Source organism: Promicromonospora kroppenstedtii, assembly GCF_044389675.1.
Taxonomy (GTDB): domain Bacteria; phylum Actinomycetota; class Actinomycetes; order Actinomycetales; family Cellulomonadaceae; genus Promicromonospora; species Promicromonospora kroppenstedtii.
In genome coordinates this window covers 124,468-147,845 of sequence record NZ_JBIRYI010000003.1, presented here as the reverse complement: position 1 = coordinate 147,845, position 23,378 = coordinate 124,468, and the positions used below count along the sequence as shown (strand labels likewise).

Sequence of the window (23,378 nt, the reverse complement as noted above, 5' to 3'; positions counted from 1 at the left end):
GGGCTCGGGCCCTGCCACGGTCACTCCGCGCTGCAGTCGCATGTCCCGCTCCCGCTACAAATGCCAGGCCCGGAGATCTACGGATCTCCAAGCCTGAGCGCTTTCCGGGCAGTGCGCTGCCGCCGGTCTGACACAGGATGGCGCGACCCATCGTCGCGAGGCTGGCAGGTGCGTGAAATGTCTATTGGTCGGCCGGCCGACTGGGTAGCATCCGGCCATGGCGAAGGCACGATCAGGAAGGCAGGCTTCGGACGATCTCGGCCGAGTTGCCTTTGTCTTCTTGCTGAGCTGCACTATCGGCGTGCTGGTCGTGCCGGGCATCCTCGTCTACCACCTCGTAACCGGAGACCCGCAGGAGGCTGGGGCCTGGGGACTTGGCTCCCTGACGTGCCTCTTCATCGCATTCATGCTCACTAGCGGGTTGATCAACTCGTCGCGTGACAACCGTCGACTACGTGCCTCCGGCATTCCCGGGACTGCGAAGATCCTGTCCGTCGAATCCCGCGAGGACAGCATCGCGGCCGTGCTCCTGATCCAGGCCGACGGTCTGGAGACGTTCGAGGCGGATGCCGTCTTCTCTTGGGGACGCGTCCGCGTCGGCGCGCAGGTCGACGTCGTGATCGACCCGTCCGACCGCCTCTTCGCCGTCATCTAGGCGACACGGAAGCGTTCCACGGTTGCCTCCCATTGGGTGCTGAGGCGCGAGCAAGAGTCCACCCGTGTCTCGCGGCGAGGTCGCCGTATCCCGAGGCCGCCCGTTGCACCGTATCTCCTACGGGGCTCACACGGAGAAGTACTTCGCCTCCGGGTGGTGGAACACGAACGCGTCCGTGGACTGCTCCGGGTGCAGCTGCAGCTCGTCCGACAGCGTCACCCCGACCCGCTCCGGACGCAGCAGCTCCACGACCTTGTGCCGGTCCTCCATGTCGGGGCACGCGGGGTACCCGAGCGACATGCGCGCCCCGCGGTACTCCAGCTTGAACATGCCCTCCACGGTGCTGGGCTCCTCGGACGCGAACCCGAGTTCGGAGCGCACCCGCGCGTGCCAGAACTCCGCCAGCGCCTCCGTGAGCTGCACCGACAGTCCGTGCAGCTCCATGTACTCGCGGTACTTGTTGGCTTCAAAGAGGCGAGCGGTGTGCGCCGAGACCATGTCACCGACCGTCACGAGCTGCACCGGCAGCACGTCGAACCGCCCGGTCTCCTCGACCCACGAGCGCGGCCGCACGAAGTCGGCCAGGCACAGGTGCCGGTCGCGGCGCTGCCGTGGGAAGTGGAACCGCAGCCGCTCGGTGCCGGGCTCGCCGCCGGACCCGCCGTCGGGCGCCCCGATCCCGGCGAGGTCACCGTGGTGCGCGACCACGACGTCGTCGCCCTCCGACCACACCGGGAAGTACCCGTAGACCACCGTGGGGTCCATGATCTGGTCGGTGCGGATGCGGTCCAGCCACTCGGCCAGGCGCGGCCGGCCCTCGGTCTCGACCAGCTCCTCGTAAGAAGCACCGGCCGGACCAGAAGCGGAGGCGCGGCCCGGCTTGAGGCCCCACTGGCCCATGAACGTCGCCCGCTCGTCCAGGAACGCCGCGTACTCGGAAAGCTGCACGCCCTTGACGATGCGCGTGCCCCAGAAGGGCGGGGCCGGCACGGGGTTGTCGGTCGCGACGTCGGACCGGGCGGGCAGGCCCTCCTGGGCGGTCTGCGTCACCGTGACCACGTTGTGCCGCCGCTTGCGCAGGGCGGGCAGGCCGACGTCGTCGGGTGAGGCGCCGCGCGCGACCCGCACCAGCGGCTCCATGAGCCGCAGCCCCTCGAACGCGTCCTTCGCGTAGCGCACCGTGCCGGGGAAGGCGCCGGCCAGATCGTCCTCGACGTACGTGCGGGTCAGCGCGGCCCCGCCCAGCAGCACCGGCCAGCGCTTCTCGTACCCGCGCGAGGCCAGCTCCTCCAGGTTCTCCTTCATCACCACGGTCGACTTCACGAGCAGCCCCGACATGCCGATGACGTCGGCGTCGTGCTCGATCGCGGCGTCGATCATGGCGCTCACCGGCTGCTTGATGCCGATGTTCACCACCGTGTAGCCGTTGTTCGTCAGGATGATGTCCACGAGGTTCTTGCCGATGTCGTGCACGTCGCCGCGTACCGTGGCCAGCACGATCGTGCCCTTCGAGCCGGAGCCCTCGACCTTCTCCATGTGGGGCTCCAGGAGCGCGACGGCGGCCTTCATCACCTCCGCCGACTGGAGCACGAACGGCAGCTGCATCTCGCCCTTGCCGAACAGGTCGCCCACCACCTTCATGCCCTCCAGCAGGTGGTCGTTGACGATGTCCAGCGCCCTCATCCCGGCGCCGAGCGCCTCCTCGATGTCGGGCTCCAGGCCCTTGCGGGCACCGTCGATGATGCGCCGCGCGAGCCGTTCCCCCACGGGCAGGGCCAGGAGCTCCGCGGCGCGCGCGTCGCGGATCGCCCCGGCGTCCACGCCCTCGAACAGGTCCAGCAGCTTCGACAGCGGGTCGTAGGTCAGGTTGCCGTCGGCGTCCCACTCACGCTTGTCCCACACCAGGTCCAGCGCCGTCTGCCGCTGCTCGTCCGGGATCGAGGACAGCGGCAGGATCTTCGCCGCGTGCACGATCGCCGAGTCCAGCCCGGCCTCGACCGCCTCGTGCAGGAACACCGAGTTCAGCACCGCGCGCGCCGCCGGGTTGAGGCCGAACGACACGTTCGAGACGCCGAGCGTGGTGTGCACGCCCGGATACTTCTGGTTGATGCGCCGGATCGCCTCGATCGTCTCGATGGCGTCGCGCCGCGTCTCCTCCTGGCCCGTCGCGATGGGGAACGTCAGGGCGTCGACGATGATGTCGTCCACCCGCATGCCCCAGTCCCGCACCAGCGTGTCGATCAGCCGGGACGCGATCGCGACCTTGCCGTCGGCGGTGCGCGCCTGCCCCTCCTCGTCGATCGTCAGCGCGACGACGGCGGCGCCGTGCTCCACGACCGCCGGCATGATCCGCCCGAACCGCGACGTCGGCCCGTCACCGTCCTCGAAGTTGACCGAGTTGACCACGCCGCGGCCGCCCAGCAGCTCCAGGCCCGCGCGGATCACGGCGGGCTCCGTGGAGTCGATCACCAGCGGCAGGGTGCTCGCCGACGCGAGCCGGGAGACGACGTCCCGCACGTCCGCGACGCCGTCGCGCCCCACGTAGTCCACGCACACGTCCAGCAGGTGCGCGCCGTCGCGCGTCTGGGCCCGGGCGATGTCGACGACGTCGTCCCAGCGGGCCTCCAGCATCGCCTCGCGGAACGCCTTCGAGCCGTTCGCGTTGGTGCGCTCGCCGATCGCGAGGAAGCTCGTCTCCTGGCGCAGGTCCGTCGCGGAGTACAGCGAGGCGACGGCGTTCTCCCGCGCCGGCTCGCGCGCCGCCACCGGCTGCCCGCCCACGGCCTCGACCACGAGCCGCATGTGCTCCGGCGTCGTGCCGCAGCAGCCGCCGACCAGTCCCAGCCCGAACTCGCGCGCGAACTGCGTGTGCGCCGCCGCGAGCTCCTGCGGGGTCAGCGGGTAGGACGCGCCGTGCGGCCCCAGCACGGGCAAGCCCGCGTTCGGCATGCACGCCACCGGCATCTGGGCATGCTGCGACAGGTGCCGCAGGTGCTCGCTCATCTGCTCCGGGCCCGTCGCGCAGTTCATGCCGATCGCGTCGATGTCCAGCGCCTGGAGCGCCACCAGCGCCGCGCCGATCTCCGAGCCCATCAGCATGGTCCCGGTGGTCTCCACCGTCACCGACACGATGATCGCCACCCGCTGCCCGACGCCACCGTCCGACGCCGCGGCCATCGCCTGCCGGCAGCCCGTCACCGCGGCCTTGGCCTGCAGCAGGTCCTGGCTGGTCTCGATCAGCAGCGCGTCCGCACCGCCCTCGATCAGGCCCGCCGCCTGCTCCGCGAACGTGTCGCGCAGGTGCGCGTACGTGGTGTGGCCGAGCGACGGCAGCTTGGTGCCCGGACCCATGGAACCCAGCACCCAGCGCGGCTTGTCCGGCGTCGAGAACGCGTCGGCGCGCTCGCGCGCGATCCGGGCGCCCTCCCGGGCCAGCTCGCGGATCCGGTCGTCGATGCCGTAGTCCGACAGGTTCGACCAGTTGGCGCCGAACGTGTTCGACTCGATCGCGTCCACGCCCACCGCGAGGAACGCGTCGTGCACCCCCGCGATCAGGTCGGGCCGCGAGACCGTCAGGATCTCGTTGCAGCCCTCCAGCCCCTGGTAGTCGTCCAGGGTCGGGTTCGACTCCTGGATCATCGTGCCCATGGCGCCGTCCGCCACGACCACGCGCGTGCGCATGGCCTCCAGCAGGGCGGCGGAGCGCTCGGCGAGCGCGGGCAGGGCGGCGGGGAGTGCGGTCACCCGGGCAGCGTAAGCCCCCACCCGACGACGGCGCCGCGAGTGCCCGGCCGTCGATACCGCGGGGGTATCGTCCCCGCATGACGACGCACGACTACCTGGCCTCCCTGTTCTCCCTGGAGGGCCGCACCGCCGTGGTGACCGGCGGCAGCTCCGGCATCGGACGCGCCATCGCCGAGGCGCTCGCCCTGGCGGGTGCGCACACCGTGCTCCTGGCCCGCGGCGCCGACCGCCTCGACGAGGTCGCCACCGGCCTGCGCGAGCGCGGCTGCGCCGTGGAGACCGTGGTCGCCGACCTCTCCAGCCGCGACGGGATCCGCGCCGCCGCCGACGGGATCGTCGCGGCCGCCGGCGAGCCCGACGTCCTCGTGAACAGCGCGGGCATCAACCTGCGCCCCCACCTCGGTCAGGTCGACCAGGAGACCTGGGAGGTCACCATGACGGTCAACCTGGAGGCACCGTTCATGCTCGGGCAGCGGTTCGCGCCCGGCATGGCGGCTCGCGGCTTCGGCCGGCTCATCCACATCAGCTCGCAGCAGGCCCACCGCTCCTTCGTCGACAGCGGCGTCTACGGCGTCTCCAAGGGCGCGCTCGAGTCGCTCGCCCGCTCCCAGTCCGAGGCCTGGTCCGCGCGTGGCGTCACCGCCAACACCCTCGTACCCGGCTTCGTCCTCACGCCCCTGAACCAGCACCTGCAGGACGACGCCGAGAAGGTCACGGCGCTCGCCGCCCGCACCACCGTCGGGCGCAACGGCGTGCCCGAGGACTTCGCGGGCGCCGCCGTCTTCCTCGCGAGCGCCGCCTCCGGCTACGTCACCGGCCACTCGCTGTTCGTCGACGGCGGCTTCTCGGTCCACTGACGCCGCTGCCGCTGCCGGCGCTGCTCGTCTCGCGACGCCGCCGGGCGCCGGCGACGCCCAGGCTCAGCCCCGCACCGGTACCGGCAGCCGCACCTGGCGGCCGGGCTCGTCCTGCCCGTCGAGCTGCCGCGCCAGCAGGTCCATGGCGGTGCGGCCCAGCTCCTCGCCGTCCACGTCGATCGCGGGGGTGTGCTCCAGGCCGAGCGCCTCGATGACCGTGGGCTCCGTGCTCACCACCAGGTCACGCGGCACCTCCACGCCCCGCGTGCCCAGCGCCAGCAGCAGGCCCAGCCCGATCGACGTCGCGTAGGGGACGACGGCGGTCGCGCCCGTCTCGACGACGGCGGGCGTCACCTCGACCCCCGCGACGAACGTCGCGGGCCGCGGGCCGAGCACGGTCAGCTCCGCCCCGGCCGTGCGGGCGGCGTCCCGCACGGCGGCGGTGCGCTGCCGGTCCTGCCACGACCCCTCCGGCCCGCCCACGTAGACGATGCGCTGGTGGCCCTCGGCGGCGAGCCGTGAGGTCAGGGTGCCGAAGGCGGAGGCGGTGTCGGCGACGACCGACGTCATGCCGTCGATCTCGCGGTCGACCAGCACGGCGGGCTTGGCCGCGCCCGCGCTCGCCACCAGCGTGTCGCTGCCGCGCGGCGCGACGACGAGGAAGCCGTCCACCTGACGGGCGAGCCGCTCCACGGCGCTCGCGGAGTCCAGGGCGTGCACGGCCACGGTGAGCTGGAGACCCGCCTCCTCGGCACGGGCCTGTGCCCCGGCGATGATCGGCGTGAAGAACGTGTTGTCCAGGGTGGGGACCACGATGGCGATGATGCCGGTACGCCCGCGGGCGAGCTCGCGCGCCGCCCGGTTGGGCACGTAGCCGAGCCGCGCGGCCGCCGCCGTGACGCGCACGGCGGTCTCGGGGGCCACCAGGCCGCTCCCGTTCAGCGCCCGCGACGCGGTCGCCTTGGAGACGCCGGCCACCGCGGCGACGTCGGACAGATCAGGCACCGTACCTCCTATGTCGGTGGGGACACTCTAGACGGACGATGCAACCGATTCCGCCCACGCTGTCCGGTGTCGTAACAGGAAGTTAACGCGCGATTGCAGGAGAGGCGCCCATCATGCCTTAGGGTCCGATGGAACCGGTTCCATCAACGAAAGACGGCTCGTGCGAGCACGTTCCACACTTCTGCTGCTCCTGCCGGGGCTCGCGTTTCTTCTCGTGGGCTTCCTGCTGCCGGCGGTCGCGATGCTCTTCGCGCCACCCGGCGTGACGTTCGCCCAGGTGATCGAGCGCATGGGCGCGATGCTGACCGACCCCTACGACCTCGGGATCATCTGGCGCACCGTGCGCATCGGCCTGATCGTCACCGCGCTGTGCGTGGTGCTCGGGTTCCCGATCGCGTCGCTGCTGGCCCGTTCGCAGTCCCGGTGGGCCGGCGTCCTGCTCGCGCTGGCGATCTTCCCGCTGCTGCTGAGCAACGTCGTGCGCACCTTCGGCTGGCTCGTGGTGCTCGGCTCGAACGGCGTCATCGGCCAGCTCCTGACCGGGCTGGGCATCGTCGAGAAGGCGCCCCAGCTCCTGTACACCGAGCTGGCGATCGTGCTCGGCCTGGTCCAGCTCTTCCTGCCGCTGGCGGTCATCACGTGCTACTCCGCCGTCGCGCAGGTCGATCCCGGCCTCGACGAGGCGGCCCGGGGTCTGGGCGCCAGCCGCACCCGGTCCTTCTGGACCATCCTGGTGCCGCTGTCGCTGCCGGGCATCGTGGTCGCCGCCACGCTCGTCTTCGCGGGCTCGGTGACGGCGTACACCACGCCGTACCTGCTGGGCGGGTCCAGCCAGCGCATGCTGTCGACCCAGCTCTTCTCCTACGCGAGCGTCACCGTGGACTGGGCCGCGGCGTCGGCCACGGCGATCGTCATGACGGTGCTGGTCTTCCTGGTCTCCGGGATCTCGGCGCTGGCGGGCCGGAAAGGGGCCACCTCGTGAGCCGGAGCCTGAAGCTGCGCCACCCCGTGGCGGGCACGCTCGCCGTCGCGGGCTACGTGATCATGATCGTGCCCATCCTGTTCGTCGTGGCCACGGCGTTCACGGCCGGGAGCACGCTGCGCTTCCCGCCCGAGGGGCTGTCGCCGCGCTGGTTCGGCGAGGCGCTGGCCTACTCGCCGTTCATGGAGGCCGTGGTCTCCAGCCTGGAGCTCGCCGTGCTGGCCACGGCGCTGGCGCTGGTGCTCGGCGTGCCGGTCACGCTGGCGATCCACCGCGGCAGGCTGCCCGGCAAGGGCCTGCTGGAGGGCCTGTTCCTGTCGCCGCTGGTGGTGCCCGAGCTGGTCGTGGGCCTGGCGCTGTACCAACAGCTCATGATCGGCCTGCACCTGGACAACTTCACCACCCTGCTGCTGGGCCACACCGCCCTGCTGCTGCCGTACGCCGTGCGCGTCACCGGGGCCTCGCTCGCGCTGGCCGACCCGGCCCTGGAGGAGGCGGCCCGCGGCCTGGGCGCCTCGCCGATCAGGGCCTTCGTCACCGTCACCCTGCCGATGCTGCGGCCCGGCCTCATCTCGGCGGGGCTGCTCGGCTTCGTCACCTCGTTCAACAACGTGCCGCTGTCGCTGCTGCTGCAGACCCGCGACTTCCGGACGCTGCCCGTCACGATGCTCGACTACGTCCAGCAGAGCTACGACCCGATGGTGGCCGCCGCCTCCACGCTCGTGCTCGCCGCGACGGTCGTCGTCGCCGTGGTCGCCGAGCGCACGGTCGGCTTCGCCAAGATCTTCGGAGGGATCAACCGATGACCACCCCCGCCGCCGAGCTCGTCGGCGTCTCCCAGCGGTTCGGCAGCTTCACCGCCGTCGACTCGATCGACCTGCGCATCCCGCGCGGCCGCCTGACCACGCTGCTGGGCCCCAGCGGCTGCGGCAAGACCACCACGCTGCGCATGCTGGCCGGGTACGCGACGCCGACGTCGGGCCGCATCCTGATCGACGGCCAGGACGCCACGCGCACGCCGCCCGAGAAGCGCGACCTGGGCATGGTGTTCCAGTCCTACGCGCTGTTCCCGCACCTGACGGTCGCGGACAACGTCGCGTACGGCCTGACCATGCGCAAGGTGCCGGCGGCCGAGCGGCGCCGCCGGGCGGCCGAGGCGCTGGAGCTCGTGGGCCTGGGGCACCTGGGCGACCGCAAGCCCAAGCAGCTCTCGGGCGGCCAGCAGCAGCGCGTCGCGCTGGCCCGCGCCGTCGCCATCCGCCCGCGCCTGCTGCTCCTGGACGAGCCGCTGTCCAACCTGGACGCGCGGCTGCGCGTGCAGATGCGCGCCGAGATCCGCCGCATCCAGTCGGAGACCGGGCTCACGGTCGTCCTCGTCACGCACGACCAGGACGAGGCCCTGGAGATGTCCGACGAGATGGTGCTGATGCGCGCCGGCAAGGTCGTGCAGACCGGCGCGCCGCGCGACGTCTTCCCCGCGCCGGCCGACAGGTTCGTCGCCGAGTTCCTCGGCTACGAGAACTTCCTGACCCTGGCCGACGGCCGCGAGGCCGCCGTCCGCCCCGAGCACCTGCGCGTCCTGCCCGCGGACACCCCGCTGGACGGGCAGGCCGACGGCGCCGTCGTGCTGGACGCCGTCGTGCGCGACGTCGCCTACCGCGGCGTCGACGTGCTCGTGACCTGCGAGGCCACCGACCCGGCCGGCGCCACCGTGCGCCTGGTCGCCGACCACCGTGCCGACCACACCGCTGCCGGAGCCGGACCGGCCCCGGCCGCCGGCGACCGGGTCCGCCTGCTCGCGCCCACGGCGCGGCTGGCCCCGCTGACCGCCGAACCCGCAACCGAAGGAATCTCATGACCCACGCCGTGCCCGTCCGCCGCCTCGCGGCCCCGACCGCCCGCCGCTCCGCGGCCGTCGCCGCCGGCCTCGCGGCCACCGCCCTGCTGGCCTCCGGCTGCTCCGCCGGGGACGACGCCGCGGCCGAGGACACCATCGTCGTGTCCACGTTCCCGTTCGGCGTCGAGGAGTTCCAGGAGGCCGTGATCGACCCGTTCACCGCCGAGACCGGGATCAAGGTGGAGGTGGAGACCGGCTCGAACGCCGACCGGCTCTCGCAGCTCCAGGTGGCGGGCGACAGCTCCGGCATCGACGTCATGCTGCTCTCCGACTACTACGCCGCGCTGGGCCAGGAGACCGACCTGTTCCAGCAGGTCGACGCCGCCAAGGTGCCGGCCCTGGACGACGTCGCCGACTTCGCGCTGGAGGACTCCTACGCGGGCCCCGCCTACAGCTACCAGCTCAACGGGACCATCTACTCGACCGAGGCGCTTTCGGCCGAGGAGGCTGCCGACTGGGACCTGTACGGCGACGCCGCGCACGCCGGGAGCCTCGCGCTGCCCGACATCTCGGTCACGGCCGGCCAGCTCATGATCTCGGGCGTGGGGGAGACCTACGGGGACGGGCCGTACGACATCGACACCGCGCTCGGCACCATCGGGGGCTGGGCGCCGGGCATCCTGCAGTTCTACTCGTCGTCCACCGAGGTGACGAACCTGCTGACGCAGGGCGAGATCGTCGCCGCCGACTCCCTGAGCGGATTCGCGACCGACCTGGTCGCCTCGGGCGAGCCGTTCGCCTGGACGCCGCCGGCCACCGGCCGGTACATGGCCACCAACCGCGCCATGATCCCCGCGGGTGCCCCGAACGCCGACGGCGCGCACCAGTTCATCGACTACCTGCTCTCGGCCGAGGCGCAGACCAGGTCCGCCGAGCTCGTGGGCGACCTGCCGGTCAACCCGGACGCGACGGTGCCGGACTCCATCTCGGCGGTGGTCGGCGACATCGCGACCGACCCGGTCGCGGCCGGCTACGCGACGCTCGACCCGGCGGAGCTGGTGCCCACGCGCGGCGAGTGGGTGGACCGGTTCGCCCGTGAGGTGACGGCCGGCTGACCGGGCCCGACACCATGACGAGCACCGACATGAGCCCTGAGCTCACCGCCGACCCGCAGGCCCGGCCCAGCACCCTGGACCTGATGCCCAAGGTCGACCTGCACTGCCACCTCATCGGCACGGTCCGGGCGAGCACCTTCGCGGAGCTGGCCCGGCGCGAGGGCCTCGACCTGCCGGCCGAGCCCGAGCGCATCTTCGCCGACATCAACTCCCTGCCGCCGGACCCGGACCTGTACCGCGACACGCGCGTCCCCGTGCCGCAGGGCCGCAGCGCAGACGAGCCCGAGGTCTCCTACTCCCTGTTCCAGGCGTCCCGCTGGGTCACGCAGGTGCTGCGCGACGCGGACGACCTCACCCGGATCACCTACGAGGCGTTCGAGGCGGCGCACCGCACGAGCGCGACGCGCCACCTCGAGGTCTCCTTCGACGCCGTCCCCGAGCACCTGGCGTCCCTCGGCTACCTCGGCTCCGTCGAGGCGTACGCCGAGGGCATCCGGATGGCGGAGCGCGACTTCGGCATGTCGGGCCGGCTCATCGCCGCGATCGACCGGTCGGGCTCGGGCGAGGACGCGCTGGACCGCGTGCGCACCGTGGTCGACAACCCGCACGAGTACGTGGCGGGCATCGGCCTGGACAACCTGGAGACGGCGGGCCCGCCCGAGCGCTTCGCGGCGGCCTACCGGCTCGCGGGCGAGGCGGGCCTGGGCCGCACGGCGCACTCGTCCGAGCACGCCCCGGTCGCGGTCAACACGATCACCTGCCTGGACGTGCTCGGCTGCGACCGCATCGACCACGGCTACTTCGTGCTGCAGGACGACGACGTGGTGGCGCGGGTGCGCGACGAGCAGGTGCCGTTCACGGTGATCTCCACGACGTCGCGGCGCTCGTGGCGGCCGTGGCGGCGGGCCTCCATCGCCGCGATGCTGGAGGCCGGGCTGAACGTGATCCCCGCCTCCGACGACCCGGGCATGTTCCCCACCACGCTCGCGGGGGAGTACCGGATCCTCGCCGACGACCTCGCCGTCCCCGACGAGCGGCTGCGCCAGATGGCGCTGGCCGGCGTCGAGGCGTCGTGGCTGCCGCCCGCCGAGAAGGCGGCCCTGCGCACGCGGTTCGAGAAGGAGCTCGCGGACCTCGCCTGAGGCCCGCGGCCCGGCCTGCGGACGGCCCGGCCGGCACGCCCCAGGGACCTAGAACGGCAGCGTGCCGTTCTCGTCCTGGAGCGTGCCGGTCGGGCCGTCCGCGCCGAGCGTCGCCAGCCGCGCCACCACGGCGGCGGACTCCGCGGGCGTCCGCCCGATGCCGAACGACGCCGTCATGTCGGTGGCGGCGGTGCCGGGCTCCAGGGCGTTGAACCGGATGCCGGGGTGCGCCTTGGCGTACTGCACGGTCAGCATGGTGGCCGCCGCCTTCGACGCCGCGTACAGCGCGATCGGCAGGCCGTACTCCGGCCGCTCGGGGTTGGTCACGGCCCAGAACGACCCGGCGCTGCTGGACACCGTCACCACGTTCGGGCTCTCCGACCGGCGCAGCAGGGGGAGCGCCGCCTCGGTGACGCGCACGATGCCCACCGCGTTGGTGTCGAAGGACCGCAGCGCGGTGGGACCGTCGAGGCCCGTGTCCAGGATGCCCGCGTTGTGCACCAGGACGTCGAGCCTGCCCGCCTCGGCGTCGACGGTCGCCAGCGCGGCGGCGACCGAGGCGTCGTCGGTCACGTCGAGCTGGACGAACCGCGCCCCGAGCTCCGCGGCGGCCTTCGCCCCGCGCCCGGCGTCGCGGGCGCCGACCCAGACGTCGTGGCCCGCGGCCAGCAGCAGGCGGGCGGTCTCGAACCCGATGCCCTTGTTGGCCCCGGTGATCAGCGTGACGGTCATGCGTTCCTCCAGAAATAGGCGGCCCGGGCGGGCCGTTGGGAACGTTATGAGCGCCGACCACGACCAGCCAGGACCCTCCGGAGCCGGGGGTGCCGCAGGACCCCCTCGGCGCACGACGGCCAACCGGCTCGGCGCCTACCTGCGAGCCCGGCGCGAGCTGGTCACGCCCCGGCAGGCGGGCCTGCCCGACGCCGGCGGGCGGCGCGTGCCCGGGCTGCGGCGCGAGGAGGTCGCGATGCTGGCCGGCATCAGCGCCGACTACTACCTGCGCCTGGAGCGCGGCCGCGACCGCCACCCGTCCGTGGCGGTGCTGGAGTCCCTCGCGCGCGTGCTCCGCCTCGACGACGACCACTTCGCCCACCTGCTGTCCCTGGTCGCCGAGGCGCCCCGGCACCGGACGCCCCGGCCGCGCGCGCAGACCGTGCCGGACGGCGCCCGCAAGCTCCTTGGCTCCCTGGTGCAGCCCGCGTTCATCGAGAGCCGGTACTTCGACGTGCTGGCGTCCAACGACCTGGCCCGCGCGATCGACCCGCACCTCGCCGTCGGCGGCAACCAGCTCCGCGACCTGTTCCTCGACCCCTCCGTACGGGCGCTGTACCCCGAGTGGGCGAACGTCACCGAGTGCTTCGTGGCCAGCCTGCGGCAGGCGGCGGGCACCGACGTCGACGACCCCCGGTTCGTCGAGCTCACCGGCGAGCTGTCCGCGGCCAGCGGCCGGTTCCGGGAGCTCTGGGCACGCCACGAGGTGCGCGGGCAGCGCGGCACCCCGCTCCGGATCGCGCACCCCGTGGTCGGCGACCTGACCGTCAACCGGGAGCGGCTGAGCATCGCCGGCGCCGAGGACCTCATGCTCGTCGTCTACCACCCGGACGCCGGGTCCGCCGACGCCGACAAGCTCGCCCGCCTCGTCCGAGTGGGCGCCGACCCGGTGGGCGCCGGCGCGTAAATCCCGTGGCCGACAGCACCCGTCTCGCCTAGCGTGACGGCATGTCCCCACCCGTACGCGCGACCATCGGCGACCGCGCGGCCGCGCCGTCCGCGCTGCCGCCCCCGACGGCGGGCGGCCTCACCTGGCGCCCCTGGACGCGGGCCGACGTGCCCGCGCTGACGGCGCTCGTGCGCGCCGTCCAGGAAGCCGACGGACGCGACTGGTTCACGTCCGCCGACGAGACCGCCGAGAGCTTCGACGCCCCCGTGTTCGACGCCGACGCCGACACCCTCGTCGGGCTGGACGCCACCGGCGCGCTGCTGGCCTACGCCTGGGTCGAGCGCTTCCCGACCGACGGCGTCGACCTCCTGCGGGCCACCCTGGTCGGCGGCGTCCACCCCACCCGCCGCGGCGAGGGCATCGGCACCCAGCTCCTCGCGTGGGCCATGGGCCGCGCCCGGCAGGCGCTCGCGGCGTCGGACGGCGACCCGCGGCTGGCCGGGCTGCCCGCGCGGATCTCCGTGGAGGTCGTGGACAGCGACCCGCCCGAGCGGCGCGACCTGCTGCGCGCCGGCGGCTTCGAGCCCGTGCGCTACTACGCCAACCTGCTGCGCGACCTCGCCGCACCCGTGCCCGCGGTCGGCCTGGAGCCGCCGCTGCGCCTGGTCCCGTGGACCGACGCCCTGGAGGACGCCACCCGCCTGGCACGCAACGACGCGTTCCGGGACCACTGGGGCAGCCAGCCGCGCACGCCGGAGTCCTGGCGGGCGCACCGCAGCTCGTTCGCGCCCGGCTGGTCGTTCGTCGTGGTCGACGAGTCGGTGCGCTACCCCGGCTCCGAGCACGAGCAGCCCGGAGACCTGACCGTGCCGCCCGGCACGCCGTACGTCGTCGGCCTGCACCGGGCCGGGAGGTACGAGCACGACTGGGCGACGCAGGGCTACACCGCCGGCTACACCGAGCTGCTGGGCGTGCGCCGTGCCTACCGCGGACGCCGCATCGCCGTCGCGCTCCTCACCCATGCCATGCGCGTCTACGCCGACGACGGCATGCAGCACGCCGAGCTCGACGTCGACACCGACAACCCGACCGGCGCCCCCGCGCTGTACGCCCGGCTGGGCTACACCAAGAGCGACGGCTCCACGCTGTACGCCATCGAGCTGTGAACCCGAACCCGAACTGAACCCTGAAGGAAGCACCATGAGCACCGAGACCGACGAGTCCGCCGCCCTCGCCCCGATCGCCGAGCGCGCCGCCGCCCCGGCCGCCGTGACCGTGCCCACCGCGGGCAACCTCACCTGGCGCCCCGCCACGCGCGAGGACGTGCCCGTGTGGCTCGCCCTGCGCAACCTCATCGCCCGCGCCGACGCCGAGCCCTACGTCGAGACCGCCGAGGAGATCGAGGAGATCTTCGACGGCGCCTGGCGCGACATGACCCGCGACTCCCTGCTCGGCTTCGACGCCGACGGCACACTCGTGGCCTGGGGCTACGTCGCCAGCCCGCCCGGCGACGTCACCCTGGTGCGGGCCTTCACCTGGGGCGGCGTGCACCCCGACCGCCGCCGCGAGGGCATCGGCCGCGAGCTGCTGGCCTGGTCGATCGGCCGCGCCCGGCAGATGCTCGCGGAGTCGGGCAAGGACGTGCCCGCGCGCATCGCCGTGTTCGCCGAGGACAACTCGCCCGCCGACAAGGCGCGCCTGTACGAGCGTGCCGGTATGCAGGTGCGCCGCTACTACTCCGACCTCGCGCGGCCCCTGGCCGGACCCGACGCCGCGCCCGTGCCCGAGGTGGCGCTGTCCGGTTCGCTGCGCCTCGCCCCGTGGTCCGAGGCGTTCGACGAGGCCGCGCGCCTCGCGCACAACGACGCGTTCCGCGACCACTGGGGCAGCCAGCCGCAGACCCGCGAGCAGTGGGCCGAGCGCGCGGGCTTCGCTCCGCAGTGGTCCTTCCTCGTGGTCGACGACGCCCCCGACGTCGACGCGCTGCTGGCGTCGCCTGACACAGACCCCGAGACCGCCGCCGCGCTGCGGGCCGGCGAACCGCTCGTGGTGGGCTACGAGCTCGCCGGCCACTACCCCGAGGACTTCGCCGTGCGCGGGTACTCGTTCGGGTACACGGACATCCTCGGCGCGCGCCGCGCCTACCGGGGCCGCAAGGCCGCGCTGGCGGCGCTCGCGGCGGGCATGCGGGCCTTCGCGGCCGACGGCATGGAGTACGCCGCGCTCGACGTCGACACCGCGAACCCGAGCGGGGCGCACGGCCTGTACGCGAGCCTGGGATACACGAAGACGACGGGCTCGCGCATGCTGTCGATCGAGCTCTGACGACCGGCGGTGGCGGTGCCTACTTCGCCAGGCGCTGGCGGCGGGCCTCGTAGAGCACCACCGTGGCCGCGTTCGCGGCGTTGAGCGAGCTCGCCGAGCCCGTCATCGGGATGCTCAGCGTCACGTCCGCGGCGTCGCGCCACGACTGCGTCAGGCCCGCGGTCTCGTTGCCGACCAGCAGCAGCACCGGCTGCGTCAGGTCGTAGGCGGAGACGTCGGCGTCGCCGTGCTCGTCCGTGGCCACGACCACCAGGGGCAGCCCGGCGGCCCGGCGCGCCGCGACCCAGTCCATGACCTCGGCGGTCGACGGCGAGCGCACCACCGGCATCGCGAAGAACGAGCCGGTGGTGGCGCGCACCGACTTGGGGTCGTAGGCGTCGGCGGCATGCCCCGTGGTGATCACGCCGTGGGCGCCGAACGCGTCGGCCGACCGCACGATCGCACCGATGTTGCCCGGCTGCGTGGGCCGGTCGAACACGACCCCGAGGAAGTCGGGACCGGCCTCGATGCGGTCGAGGTCGTCGGGCCGCATCGCCAGCACGGCGAGCAGCTCGGCGTCCTCCTTCTCGGCGAGCTCGGCCAGCAGGTCGGGCGCCATCTTGACGTGCTCGGTGTGCGGGTGGGCCGCGAGCAGGTCCCGGGCCCACTGCGAGAGCCGGCGCTCGGCGTCGTACAGCAGGGCGCGGACCTCCCAGCCGTGCTCCACGGCCATCGTGATCGGCCGCACGCCCTGCACCAGGAACTCGCCCGCGCGGTGCCGCTTGTTGCGGTTCGTCACGAGGGTCTGGAGCTGCTGGAAGCGTGCGTTGCGCTGGGAGATCCGGGTAGCCACGCCCCCCATCCAACACCGTCGCGGCCCGCACCGTCGCAGCCGAGCCGGGAGGGTGCCGGGAAACGTGTACGCACGCGACCCGGGCTCACCGTGCCAGCAGCTTCTCCATCGCCGCCCGCGCCCGGGGCGAGGCGAACAGTTCCGCCGACGAGGCCACGACGTCGTCCGAGTGGGCGTCGAAGCGAGCGAGCACGTCCGCGTTGAGCAGCTCCTTCGTCGCGGCCAGCCCTTGCGGGTCGCCCGCGGCCAGGCCGGCCAGGACGGTGTCCACCTCCGCGTCGAGACCGGCAGCCGGCACCGCGCTCGTCACCAGCCCCCACTCCGCCGCCTCGGCGGCCGTGAACTGCGCGCCGGTCAGGAACGTACGCTGCGCGGCCCGCGGTGACAGGCGCGGCAGCACCGCGAGCGAGATGACGGCGGGCGCGAGCGCCAGGCGGGCCTCCGTGAAGGCGTAGGTGATGTGGTCGGCGCTGACCGCGACGTCGCACGCGGCGACCAGGCCGATGCCGCCCGCCCGCACCGGCCCGTGCACGCGCGCCACCACGGGCTTGGGCAGGACGAGCAGGTCGCGCAGCACGTCGGCGAGCCGGCGCGCGGAGGTGGTCATGCCGTCGGCCAGGGCCTCGGTGAGGTCGGCGCCGGAGCAGAACGCGGGGCCGGCGGCGGCCAGCACCACGGCGTGCACGTCGTCGTGCGCGGCGCGGTCGAGGGCGGCCCGCAGCTCGTCGAGCAGGGCGGCGGACAGGGCGTTGCGCCGCCGGGGCGCGTCGAGCGTGATGCGGGCGTAAGGGACGGGCGGCGCGTCGGGCGCGGCGTCGGGTCGGTCGAGTGCGACGACGTCGTAGGTGACCTGGTTGTGGTCGGTCATCGAGAAGTCCTCCGGGTGGGGCCTGGCGCTGTGAGGTTAATGGTGGTTAACCTCTGTGACATGCGCAACATGCATACACCAGAGAACCCGGGGCACACCAAGCTCCGGGACGCGGTACGTGACTATGCCGACCGCGAGATCGCGCCCCACATCGCCCGATGGGACAGGGAATGCCGCCTGCCCGTCGAGGTGGTGCACCAGATGGGGGAGCTGGGCCTGTTCGGCCTGACCGCCCCGGAGGAATACGGAGGGTCCGACCTCGGGCTCACCGGGCTCAGCATCGCCGTCGAGGAGATCGGCCGCGTGGACCAGTCCGTCGGCATCACGCTCGGGGCCGGTGTCGGCCTCGGCGTCGGCAGCCTGCTGGCGTACGGGACCGCGGAGCAGAAGGAAACCTGGCTGCCCGACCTGATCGCCGGCCGGCGGCTCGCCTCGTTCGGCCTGACCGAACCCGGCGCGGGCAGCGACGCCAACGCCATGTCCACCACCGCGGAGCTCACCGACGGCCAGTGGGTGATCAACGGCGCCAAGCAGTTCATCACCAACTCCGGCACGCCCGTCACCAGCCTCTGCACCGTCGCGGCGCGCACCGGCACCCGGCCGGACGGCAGCCCGGAGCTGTCCGCGATCATCGTCCCCAACGACACCCCGGGGTTCGTCGTCGAGCCCCTGCACGACAAGATGAGCTGGCGCGCGTGCGACACCCACCCGCTGCGCTTCGAGAACGTGCGTGTACCCGAGGCGAACCTGCTGGGGGAGCGGGGCAACGGCTTCAAGCAGCTCATGCTCTGCCTCAACACCGGCCGCGTGGCCGTCGCGGCGCTCGCGACCGGCTGCATCCAGGCCATGCTGGACCTGACGGTGGAGCACGCCGGCGTGCGCCCCACGTTCGGCGGGCCGATCGGCCGCAAGCAGGGTGTGGCGTTCCAGATCGCCGACATCGAGGTCATGCTCCAGGCCAGCCGGGCGCTCACCTACCGGGCCGCGGCACTGAAGGACTCGGGGGCGCCGCTCGACGAGTTCCGGCGTGCCTCCTCCGTCGCCAAGCTCTATGCCACCGAGTCGGCGGTGACGGCCACGCGCATCGCGGCGCAGGTCTTCGGCGGCTACGGCGTCATGGAGGACGGGCCGATCGCCCGGTTCTACCGGGATGCGAAGGTGCTGGAGATCGGCGAGGGCACGTCCGAGCTGCAGCGCATGCTCATCGCGCGGGGGCTTGGTCTGCCGGTGGAGTAGGGCCCGCAGGCGGAGCGAGCAGGGCCGCGTGCGCCATGCGGGTCAGCAGGGCCCGCATGGCGGCGCGCCCGATCCGGGCACTGTGCGGCGTGGAGTTGAGCAGGCCGAAGGCGGCCTGCACGGCGGCCCGCGCCTCGGTGGCGCCGAGGTCGGGGCGCAGGGGGCGCAGCGCGTCGGTCCAGACGTCGATGTAGGCGAGCTGGTGCTTGCGCACCTGGGCACGGGCCTCCGTGCCCAGGGCGCCCCACTCGCGCTCCTGGATGACGATGAGCGCGGGGTTGTCGAGCGCGAAGTCGGCGTGCCGGTCGATCAGCGCGGCCAGCGCGCCGTCGGCCACCGCGGGGTCGGGCAGCAGCTCGCGCGCCCCGGCCAGGAGCTGGTCGGAGGCGTGCAGCAGGCACTGCCCGAGGATGTCCTCCTTGCTGGCGAAGTGCTTGTAGAGGGCCGGGCCGGAGATGCCGACGGCCGCGCCGATGTCGCCCATCGAGACGCCGTGGAAACCACGGGCGGCGAACAGGTCGGCTGCCGTGCTCAGGATCTGCTGCCTGCGCGGGGTCACCGGTGCAGTCTACGAGCGCGGCTGTCGGCGGCGGCTACTTGATCCCCGTGCTGGCGATGCCCTGCACGAACGTGCGCTGGAACACCAGGAACACCACGAGCAGCGGCACGACGGCGACCGTGGCGACGGCCATCACCGCGCCCCAGGGCGAGGTGAACGCCGGGTTGTTGGTCAGCGTGGACAGCCCCACGGGCACGGTCAGGCTCTCGTTGCCCTGCAGCACCACCAGCGGCCACAGGAAGTCGTTCCACCGGTTCATGAACCCGAGGATGACGAGCACGCCCACCAGCGGCCAGCAGGTCGGCAGCACCACGCGGAAGAACGTGCGCAGCTCCCCGGCGCCGTCCAGCCGGGCGGCCTCGATCAGCGCGTCGGGCACGCCGAGCATGAACTGGCGGGCGATGAAGATGCCGACGACGTCGAACAACGTCGGCAGGATCACCGCCCACGGCGAGTCGACCAGCCCCAGGCGCGCCGTGACGAGGAACGCGGGCACGAGCGTGACCTGGATCGGGATCATGATCGTCACCAGGAACGCCGCGTACAGCAGCCCGCGGCCGCGGAACCGGTACTTGGCCAGCGCGTACCCGGCGCCGAGCGACACGCAGACCGACAGCGCGGTGCCCACGGACGCCACGAAGAACGAGTTGCCGAGCCACTGCCACACCGGCTGCTGGGCGAACACCTCGGTGAAGTTGTCCGTGGTCGGCGCGTCGGGCCACAGGTAGAACTCGCTGCTCTGCGACTGGCCGCCCGGCGTGAGCGCCGAGACCACCATCCAGTACAGCGGGAACACGACGAGGGCGGCGACGGCGGTCAGGGCCGCGGTGAGCAGCCAGCGCCGGGTGCGTCGTCTGCTGGTCCGGGTCACAGGAGCTCCTCCGCTCGCCTGGTGGCCCGCTGCCGCAGCAGCGTGAACACCAGCAGGATCAGCACGAGGAGCAGGCCGAGCGCGGCCGCGTACCCCATGCGGGCGTCGGCGAACGCCGACCGGAACACGTACTGGATGAGCACGGTGGTCGAGAACCCGGGCCCGCCGCCGGTCATGACGTAGATGACGTCGAAGGCCTGGAGCGAGAACACGACGTTCAGGATGAGCAGGATCGACGTGGTCGGCGCCAGCATCGGCACCGTCAGGCGCCGGAAGCGCTGCCAGCCGCTCGCGCCGTCGATCGCGGCGGCCTCGCGCAGCTCCGCGGGGATCGACTGGAGCGCCCCGAGGTAGATCACCATGCAGAACCCGATCCGGGTCCAGACCACCACGACGATCAGCGTGAGCATCGCGGTGCGCGGCGACGTCAGCCACGGCAGGCCGCCCAGCCCGAGGGCGGCCAGCGCGTTGTTGGCCACGCCGTAGTCGGGGTTGAAGATCCACGACATGATGACGCCGACCACGACGCCGGCGGCGACCATCGGCACGAAGAACAGGGCACGCAGCACGCCGCGTCCGGGCAGCGGCCGGTTCAGCGCGACGGCCAGCGCGAGGCCGATCGCCATCGCGGTGGGCACGGTGCCGACGGTGAAGAGCACCGTGTTCCACAGCGCGGTGCGCAGCAGCGGGTCGCCCAGCATCGTCTCGTAGTTCGCGGTGCCGACCCACTCGCCGTCGCCGAGCGTGGCCGTGTCCTGGAAGGACAGGGCCACCGCGATGACGATGGGCAGCAGCGAGAACGCCAGGAACAGCAGCGCGGCGGGCCCCGCGAAGACGTACGGTGCCCAGCGGGCGCGCCGTCGCGGCGGCGGCTCAACGTGTGGTGACACTGCGCATCGCCTCCGTCATCTGGGCGCCGGCCTGCGCCGGGGTGAGCTCGCCGAGCAGGCACAGGTCGAGGTAGTCGGCGAACACCGAGTTGAGCGAGCTGAAGTAACGGCCGGACTCCGCCCGCACCATCGACAGCGGGATGGTCCCGGCCTGGTCGATGAACTGCTGCATGGTGTCGGCGTGCCGCTCGTAGCCGATGTCGGCGGCGTCGAGCGAGGACCGGGCGGGCAGCCAGTTGCCGCGTCGGCAGAACTCGACCACGTTGGCGCGGCTGGTGATGTGCGCGACGAGCTCGGCGGCCAGCTCCGGGTACTTGCTGGACCTCGTGACGGCCAGGGCGTTGCCGCCCAGGTCGGACGCCTCGCCGGTGTTGCGGATCATCGGCGCCGTGCCCCACTCGTCGGGCAGGCCTTCGTCGAGGGCGGCGATCGACTCCGGGTTGTCGAGCATGAGCCCGATCTGCCCGGTGAGGAACAGGTCGCGGGCCACGGCCCCGCCGCCGGACTTGCTCATGTTCGCCGGCGACACGAGGCCCTCCGCGTACCAGCGGCGGCCGAAGTCCAGGGCCCCGATCGCCTCGGGGCTGTCCATGGAGGGTGTCTCGCCGTCGTCGCCGAGGAACGCGCCGCCGTTCTGGTAGACGATCGGCAGCCAGCGGTACGCCGTCTCCGGGCCGCTCCAGCCGTAGCCGAACCCGTATCCGCCGGTCACCTGGCGGGCCTCGCGGGCGATCTCCAGGAACTCGTCCCAGTGCCACGCCTCGTCGAGGGACGCCGGGGCCGTGACGCCGATCCGGTCCAGCACGCCCCGGTGGTAGTAGGTGATGAAGTTGTCGGTGTGCTGGAAGACGCCGAACAGGCCGTCCTCCTTGGCGCCGATGGCCCAGAACGGCTCCGAGTAGTCGTCCCGGTAGTCGGTGGGCACGGCGCCCGTGAGGTCCACCAGGCTGCCGTTCGCGGCGTAGCGGCCGATCTGCTGGGGTGTGATGCGGATGATGTCGGGCGCGAGGTCGGCCGCGAGCCGTGTGATGAACCACTGGTGGAACTGCCCGGTGGTCACCTCGACCGCGACGCTGGTGCCGGGGTGGTTCGCCACGAACTCGTCGGCGATCGCCTGGTACGACTCCAGGTCGAGCGGGATGTTCCACGAGGACAGGCGCAGGTGCCTGGTCCCGGTCGGGGCGCCGGAGCAGGCCGCGAGCGCGCCCGCCACGCTGATCCCCGCCACCGCGATGAACGCGCGGCGGGACAGCCCTTGGGTCGGCATGTCGTCTCCTCTTCGTCGAGGGTGGTGCTGATGTCTCTATCGGGGGGCCGGTGGCCCCGGGCGCCGTCGCCCGGGGCCGCCGGGTGGTCAGCGCGCCGTGGCAGCGGGCGCGAGGGCGGCGGGCAGCAGGGCGGCGTGGGCCGCGAGCAGCTCGTCGGTCATGGCGCGGACCTGCTCCAGCGTGCAGTGGGCGGAGGTGAGCGGGTCCAGCGCGACGGCGTGGTGCACGTGCTCGACGTCGCCGGTCAGCGCCGCGCGCACGGCGAGCGTCTGCACGTTGACGTTGGTGCGGTTGATCGCGGCGAGCTGCGGCGGCAGGTCGCCGAGCGTGGTGGGCTGTACTCCGTTCGCGTCGACGAGGCAGGCCACCTCGACGCAGGCGTCGTGGGGCAGGTTGGTGATGACGCGTCCGGAGTTCGGCACGTTGCCGTAGACGACGGCGGGTACGCCGGTGACGACGGCGTTGACGATGGACGCCCCGTACTCGACGGACGGCGTCAGGTCGGCCTTGAGGCGCTCGAGCTGCTCGTCGACGTCGCCCTGCTCGTCGTGGGCGGCGCAGATCTCGTAGTAGTCCCAGCGCTCCGGGATGTACTCCCTGGTGGTGGCATCGTCCTTGCGGAACCACGGCACGTACTCGGAGGCGTGGTGGCTGGACTCGGTCTCGAAGTACCCGAAGTGGTTCATCAGCGTGGTGCGCACCTGCTCGTTGCCGCCCTCGTAGGTGCTGGCGGCGAGCGCGGCGTCGGAGTGGTCGCCGTCGTCGGCCAGGAGGTCGGAGGCCGCGCGGCCGCGCTGGTGCCGCGTCGACATGACCTCGCGCAGGCGGGGGTAGACGTCCTCGGCGCCGTGCCGGAACTCCAGGATCCACGCCTGGTGGTTGATGCCGGCGCAGCGGTAGGACACCTCGTCGTACGGGAGGCCGAGCGTGCGCGCCAGCATGCGGGTGGTGCCCTGCACGGAGTGGCACAGGCCGACCGTGCTCAGGCCGAGCGCGTTGAGGTATGCGGTGGCCATGGCCATCGGGTTGGCGTAGTTGATGAACTGGGCACCGGGGCACAGCTCCAGGGCGTCCGCGGCGATGTCCTGGTAGGCGCGCACCGAGCGCAGGAACCGGAAGACGCCGCCCGGCCCGACCGTGTCGCCCACGGTCTGGTCGACACCGTACCGGCGCGGGATCTCGACGTCGTGGCGGTAGGACTCCACGCCGCCCACCTGGAACGTGATGATCACGAAGTCGGCGCCTGCCAGGGCCGCGCGCCGGTCGGTGGTCTGCTCGACGACGGTGGGCAGGTCGTGGTGGTCCACGAGCTCGCGGGCGGCGCCCGCCACCCGGTCCAGGCGGCCCGCGTCGAGGTCCATGAGCGTGAGCGTGGCCGCCTGCAGGGCGGGGAAGCTGAGCAGGTCGCCGATGAGGCGGAACGGGAACACGAAGCCGCCGGCGCCGATGATGGTGATCTTCGGTGAATGAGCCATGCGGCGACGCTAGGTCCGAGGATGCCGGTGAGACCTCCGGCTGCGTGCCCGCCGTCT

21 protein-coding genes are annotated in these 23,378 nt (G+C 72.8%); 11 read left to right on the top strand and 10 right to left on the bottom strand.

Annotated elements, in window-relative coordinates; translation table 11 throughout:
* Window positions 1-217 precede the first annotated feature (217 nt).
* Window positions 218-655 carry a hypothetical protein gene (locus ACH47X_RS06380; RefSeq protein WP_397402489.1) on the top strand — a complete coding sequence of 146 codons (438 nt, stop codon included), beginning with the start codon at window positions 218-220 and terminating at the stop codon, window positions 653-655.
* Window positions 656-781: 126 nt separating this feature from the next.
* Here ACH47X_RS06380 and metH read toward each other — a convergent pair whose 3' ends face one another.
* Complete coding sequence (metH, locus tag ACH47X_RS06375) at window positions 782-4,336, bottom strand: methionine synthase (protein WP_397402885.1); 3,555 nt, start codon at window positions 4,334-4,336, stop codon at window positions 782-784.
* Window positions 4,337-4,476: 140 nt separating this feature from the next.
* Here metH and ACH47X_RS06370 point away from each other — a divergent pair, with 140 nt between their 5' ends.
* A complete protein-coding gene (locus ACH47X_RS06370) occupies window positions 4,477-5,256 on the top strand; it encodes an SDR family NAD(P)-dependent oxidoreductase (protein ID WP_142036836.1) in 780 nt (259 codons plus the stop codon).
* Window positions 5,257-5,319: 63 nt separating this feature from the next.
* Here the strand turns inward: ACH47X_RS06370 and ACH47X_RS06365 are convergent, their stop codons facing one another.
* The gene (locus tag ACH47X_RS06365) at window positions 5,320-6,261 is read right to left on the bottom strand and encodes a LacI family DNA-binding transcriptional regulator (RefSeq protein WP_397402486.1); all 942 of its coding nucleotides are present in this window, start codon (window positions 6,259-6,261) and stop codon (window positions 5,320-5,322) included.
* Window positions 6,262-6,421: 160 nt separating this feature from the next.
* On the opposite strand from ACH47X_RS06365, the gene ACH47X_RS06360 reads away from it, so the two are divergent.
* From ACH47X_RS06360 to ACH47X_RS06340, 5 genes are read left to right on the top strand one after another with little or no spacing between them, the layout of a single operon-like run.
* Window positions 6,422-7,243, top strand: a complete 822-nt coding sequence (locus ACH47X_RS06360) for an ABC transporter permease (RefSeq protein ID WP_036964329.1) — start codon at window positions 6,422-6,424, stop codon at window positions 7,241-7,243.
* The gene (locus ACH47X_RS06355; protein ID WP_397402484.1) at window positions 7,240-8,049 is read left to right on the top strand and encodes an ABC transporter permease; all 810 of its coding nucleotides are present in this window, start codon (window positions 7,240-7,242) and stop codon (window positions 8,047-8,049) included. The genes ACH47X_RS06360 and ACH47X_RS06355 overlap by 4 nt, the downstream gene beginning before the upstream one ends.
* Entirely contained in the window at window positions 8,046-9,101 is a 1,056-nt protein-coding gene (locus ACH47X_RS06350; RefSeq protein ID WP_142036823.1) for an ABC transporter ATP-binding protein, read from the top strand. Before ACH47X_RS06355 ends, ACH47X_RS06350 begins: the two co-directional genes overlap by 4 nt.
* On the top strand, window positions 9,098-10,195 hold the full coding sequence (locus tag ACH47X_RS06345; protein WP_397402481.1) for an extracellular solute-binding protein: 1,098 nt from the start codon (window positions 9,098-9,100) through the stop codon (window positions 10,193-10,195). The genes ACH47X_RS06350 and ACH47X_RS06345 overlap by 4 nt, the downstream gene beginning before the upstream one ends.
* A 29-nt stretch (window positions 10,196-10,224) precedes the next feature.
* Window positions 10,225-11,337: an adenosine deaminase gene (locus ACH47X_RS06340; protein ID WP_397402479.1), complete on the top strand. Its 1,113-nt coding sequence runs from the start codon at window positions 10,225-10,227 to the stop codon at window positions 11,335-11,337.
* 48 nt (window positions 11,338-11,385) lie between these two features.
* On the opposite strand, the gene ACH47X_RS06335 is transcribed toward ACH47X_RS06340, so the two are convergent.
* Window positions 11,386-12,069, bottom strand: coding sequence for an SDR family NAD(P)-dependent oxidoreductase (locus ACH47X_RS06335; RefSeq protein WP_397402477.1), 684 nt, complete (start codon window positions 12,067-12,069; stop codon window positions 11,386-11,388).
* Window positions 12,070-12,115: 46 nt separating this feature from the next.
* Here ACH47X_RS06335 and ACH47X_RS06330 point away from each other — a divergent pair, with 46 nt between their 5' ends.
* From ACH47X_RS06330 to ACH47X_RS06320, 3 genes are read left to right on the top strand one after another with little or no spacing between them, the layout of a single operon-like run.
* Entirely contained in the window at window positions 12,116-13,015 is a 900-nt protein-coding gene (locus ACH47X_RS06330) for a helix-turn-helix domain-containing protein (protein ID WP_397402475.1), read from the top strand.
* Window positions 13,016-13,056: 41 nt separating this feature from the next.
* Window positions 13,057-14,163 (top strand): GNAT family N-acetyltransferase, encoded by a 1,107-nt coding sequence (locus tag ACH47X_RS06325; protein ID WP_397402473.1) that lies wholly within the window; start codon window positions 13,057-13,059, stop codon window positions 14,161-14,163.
* A gap of 34 nt (window positions 14,164-14,197) precedes the next feature.
* On the top strand, window positions 14,198-15,322 hold the full coding sequence (locus ACH47X_RS06320) for a GNAT family N-acetyltransferase (RefSeq protein ID WP_397402471.1): 1,125 nt from the start codon (window positions 14,198-14,200) through the stop codon (window positions 15,320-15,322).
* Window positions 15,323-15,341: 19 nt separating this feature from the next.
* Here ACH47X_RS06320 and ACH47X_RS06315 read toward each other — a convergent pair whose 3' ends face one another.
* Together ACH47X_RS06315 and ACH47X_RS06310 are read right to left on the bottom strand one after the other, a co-directional pair.
* Window positions 15,342-16,154 (bottom strand): TrmH family RNA methyltransferase, encoded by an 813-nt coding sequence (locus ACH47X_RS06315; protein ID WP_397402469.1) that lies wholly within the window; start codon window positions 16,152-16,154, stop codon window positions 15,342-15,344.
* An 85-nt stretch (window positions 16,155-16,239) separates the two neighbouring features.
* On the bottom strand, window positions 16,240-17,022 hold the full coding sequence (locus ACH47X_RS06310) for an enoyl-CoA hydratase-related protein (protein ID WP_397402467.1): 783 nt from the start codon (window positions 17,020-17,022) through the stop codon (window positions 16,240-16,242).
* Window positions 17,023-17,082: 60 nt separating this feature from the next.
* On the opposite strand from ACH47X_RS06310, the gene ACH47X_RS06305 reads away from it, so the two are divergent.
* Entirely contained in the window at window positions 17,083-18,258 is a 1,176-nt protein-coding gene (locus ACH47X_RS06305; protein WP_397402465.1) for an acyl-CoA dehydrogenase family protein, read from the top strand.
* Here ACH47X_RS06305 and ACH47X_RS06300 read toward each other — a convergent pair.
* The 5 genes from ACH47X_RS06300 to melA all read right to left on the bottom strand — a co-directional run bounded on the left by ACH47X_RS06300 (window position 18,224) and on the right by melA (window position 23,321).
* The gene (locus tag ACH47X_RS06300; protein ID WP_036964335.1) at window positions 18,224-18,817 is read right to left on the bottom strand and encodes a TetR/AcrR family transcriptional regulator; all 594 of its coding nucleotides are present in this window, start codon (window positions 18,815-18,817) and stop codon (window positions 18,224-18,226) included. The two genes, ACH47X_RS06305 and ACH47X_RS06300, sit on opposite strands and share 35 nt — an antisense overlap.
* A 34-nt stretch (window positions 18,818-18,851) precedes the next feature.
* Window positions 18,852-19,688: a carbohydrate ABC transporter permease gene (locus ACH47X_RS06295; protein WP_397402462.1), complete on the bottom strand. Its 837-nt coding sequence runs from the start codon at window positions 19,686-19,688 to the stop codon at window positions 18,852-18,854.
* On the bottom strand, window positions 19,685-20,578 hold the full coding sequence (locus ACH47X_RS06290) for a carbohydrate ABC transporter permease (RefSeq protein ID WP_397402460.1): 894 nt from the start codon (window positions 20,576-20,578) through the stop codon (window positions 19,685-19,687). The genes ACH47X_RS06295 and ACH47X_RS06290 overlap by 4 nt, the downstream gene beginning before the upstream one ends.
* Window positions 20,562-21,845 carry an ABC transporter substrate-binding protein gene (locus ACH47X_RS06285; protein WP_397402458.1) on the bottom strand — a complete coding sequence of 428 codons (1,284 nt, stop codon included), beginning with the start codon at window positions 21,843-21,845 and terminating at the stop codon, window positions 20,562-20,564. The genes ACH47X_RS06290 and ACH47X_RS06285 overlap by 17 nt, the downstream gene beginning before the upstream one ends.
* Window positions 21,846-21,932: 87 nt before the next feature.
* Window positions 21,933-23,321, bottom strand: a complete 1,389-nt coding sequence (gene melA, locus ACH47X_RS06280; RefSeq protein ID WP_397402456.1) for an alpha-galactosidase — start codon at window positions 23,319-23,321, stop codon at window positions 21,933-21,935.
* Window positions 23,322-23,378: the final 57 nt, after the last annotated feature.

Bases quoted from the DNA above. Each gene is read 5' to 3' on its own strand.
- ACH47X_RS06380 (WP_397402489.1), top strand. From the start codon at position 218: ATGGCGAAGGCACGATCAGGAAGGCAGGCTTCGGACGATCTCGGCCGA.
- metH (WP_397402885.1), bottom strand. From the start codon at position 4,336: ATGCGCACGCGCGTGGTCGTGGCGGACGGCGCCATGGGCACGATGATC.
- ACH47X_RS06370 (WP_142036836.1), top strand. From the start codon at position 4,477: ATGACGACGCACGACTACCTGGCCTCCCTGTTCTCCCTGGAGGGCCGC.
- ACH47X_RS06350 (WP_142036823.1), top strand. From the start codon at position 8,046: ATGACCACCCCCGCCGCCGAGCTCGTCGGCGTCTCCCAGCGGTTCGGC.
- ACH47X_RS06345 (WP_397402481.1), top strand. From the start codon at position 9,098: ATGACCCACGCCGTGCCCGTCCGCCGCCTCGCGGCCCCGACCGCCCGC.
- ACH47X_RS06340 (WP_397402479.1), top strand. From the start codon at position 10,225: ATGAGCCCTGAGCTCACCGCCGACCCGCAGGCCCGGCCCAGCACCCTG.
- ACH47X_RS06335 (WP_397402477.1), bottom strand. From the start codon at position 12,069: ATGACCGTCACGCTGATCACCGGGGCCAACAAGGGCATCGGGTTCGAG.
- ACH47X_RS06330 (WP_397402475.1), top strand. From the start codon at position 12,116: ATGAGCGCCGACCACGACCAGCCAGGACCCTCCGGAGCCGGGGGTGCC.
- ACH47X_RS06325 (WP_397402473.1), top strand. From the start codon at position 13,057: ATGTCCCCACCCGTACGCGCGACCATCGGCGACCGCGCGGCCGCGCCG.
- ACH47X_RS06320 (WP_397402471.1), top strand. From the start codon at position 14,198: ATGAGCACCGAGACCGACGAGTCCGCCGCCCTCGCCCCGATCGCCGAG.
- ACH47X_RS06310 (WP_397402467.1), bottom strand. From the start codon at position 17,022: ATGACCGACCACAACCAGGTCACCTACGACGTCGTCGCACTCGACCGA.
- ACH47X_RS06305 (WP_397402465.1), top strand. From the start codon at position 17,083: ATGCGCAACATGCATACACCAGAGAACCCGGGGCACACCAAGCTCCGG.
- ACH47X_RS06285 (WP_397402458.1), bottom strand. From the start codon at position 21,845: ATGCCGACCCAAGGGCTGTCCCGCCGCGCGTTCATCGCGGTGGCGGGG.
- melA (WP_397402456.1), bottom strand. From the start codon at position 23,321: ATGGCTCATTCACCGAAGATCACCATCATCGGCGCCGGCGGCTTCGTG.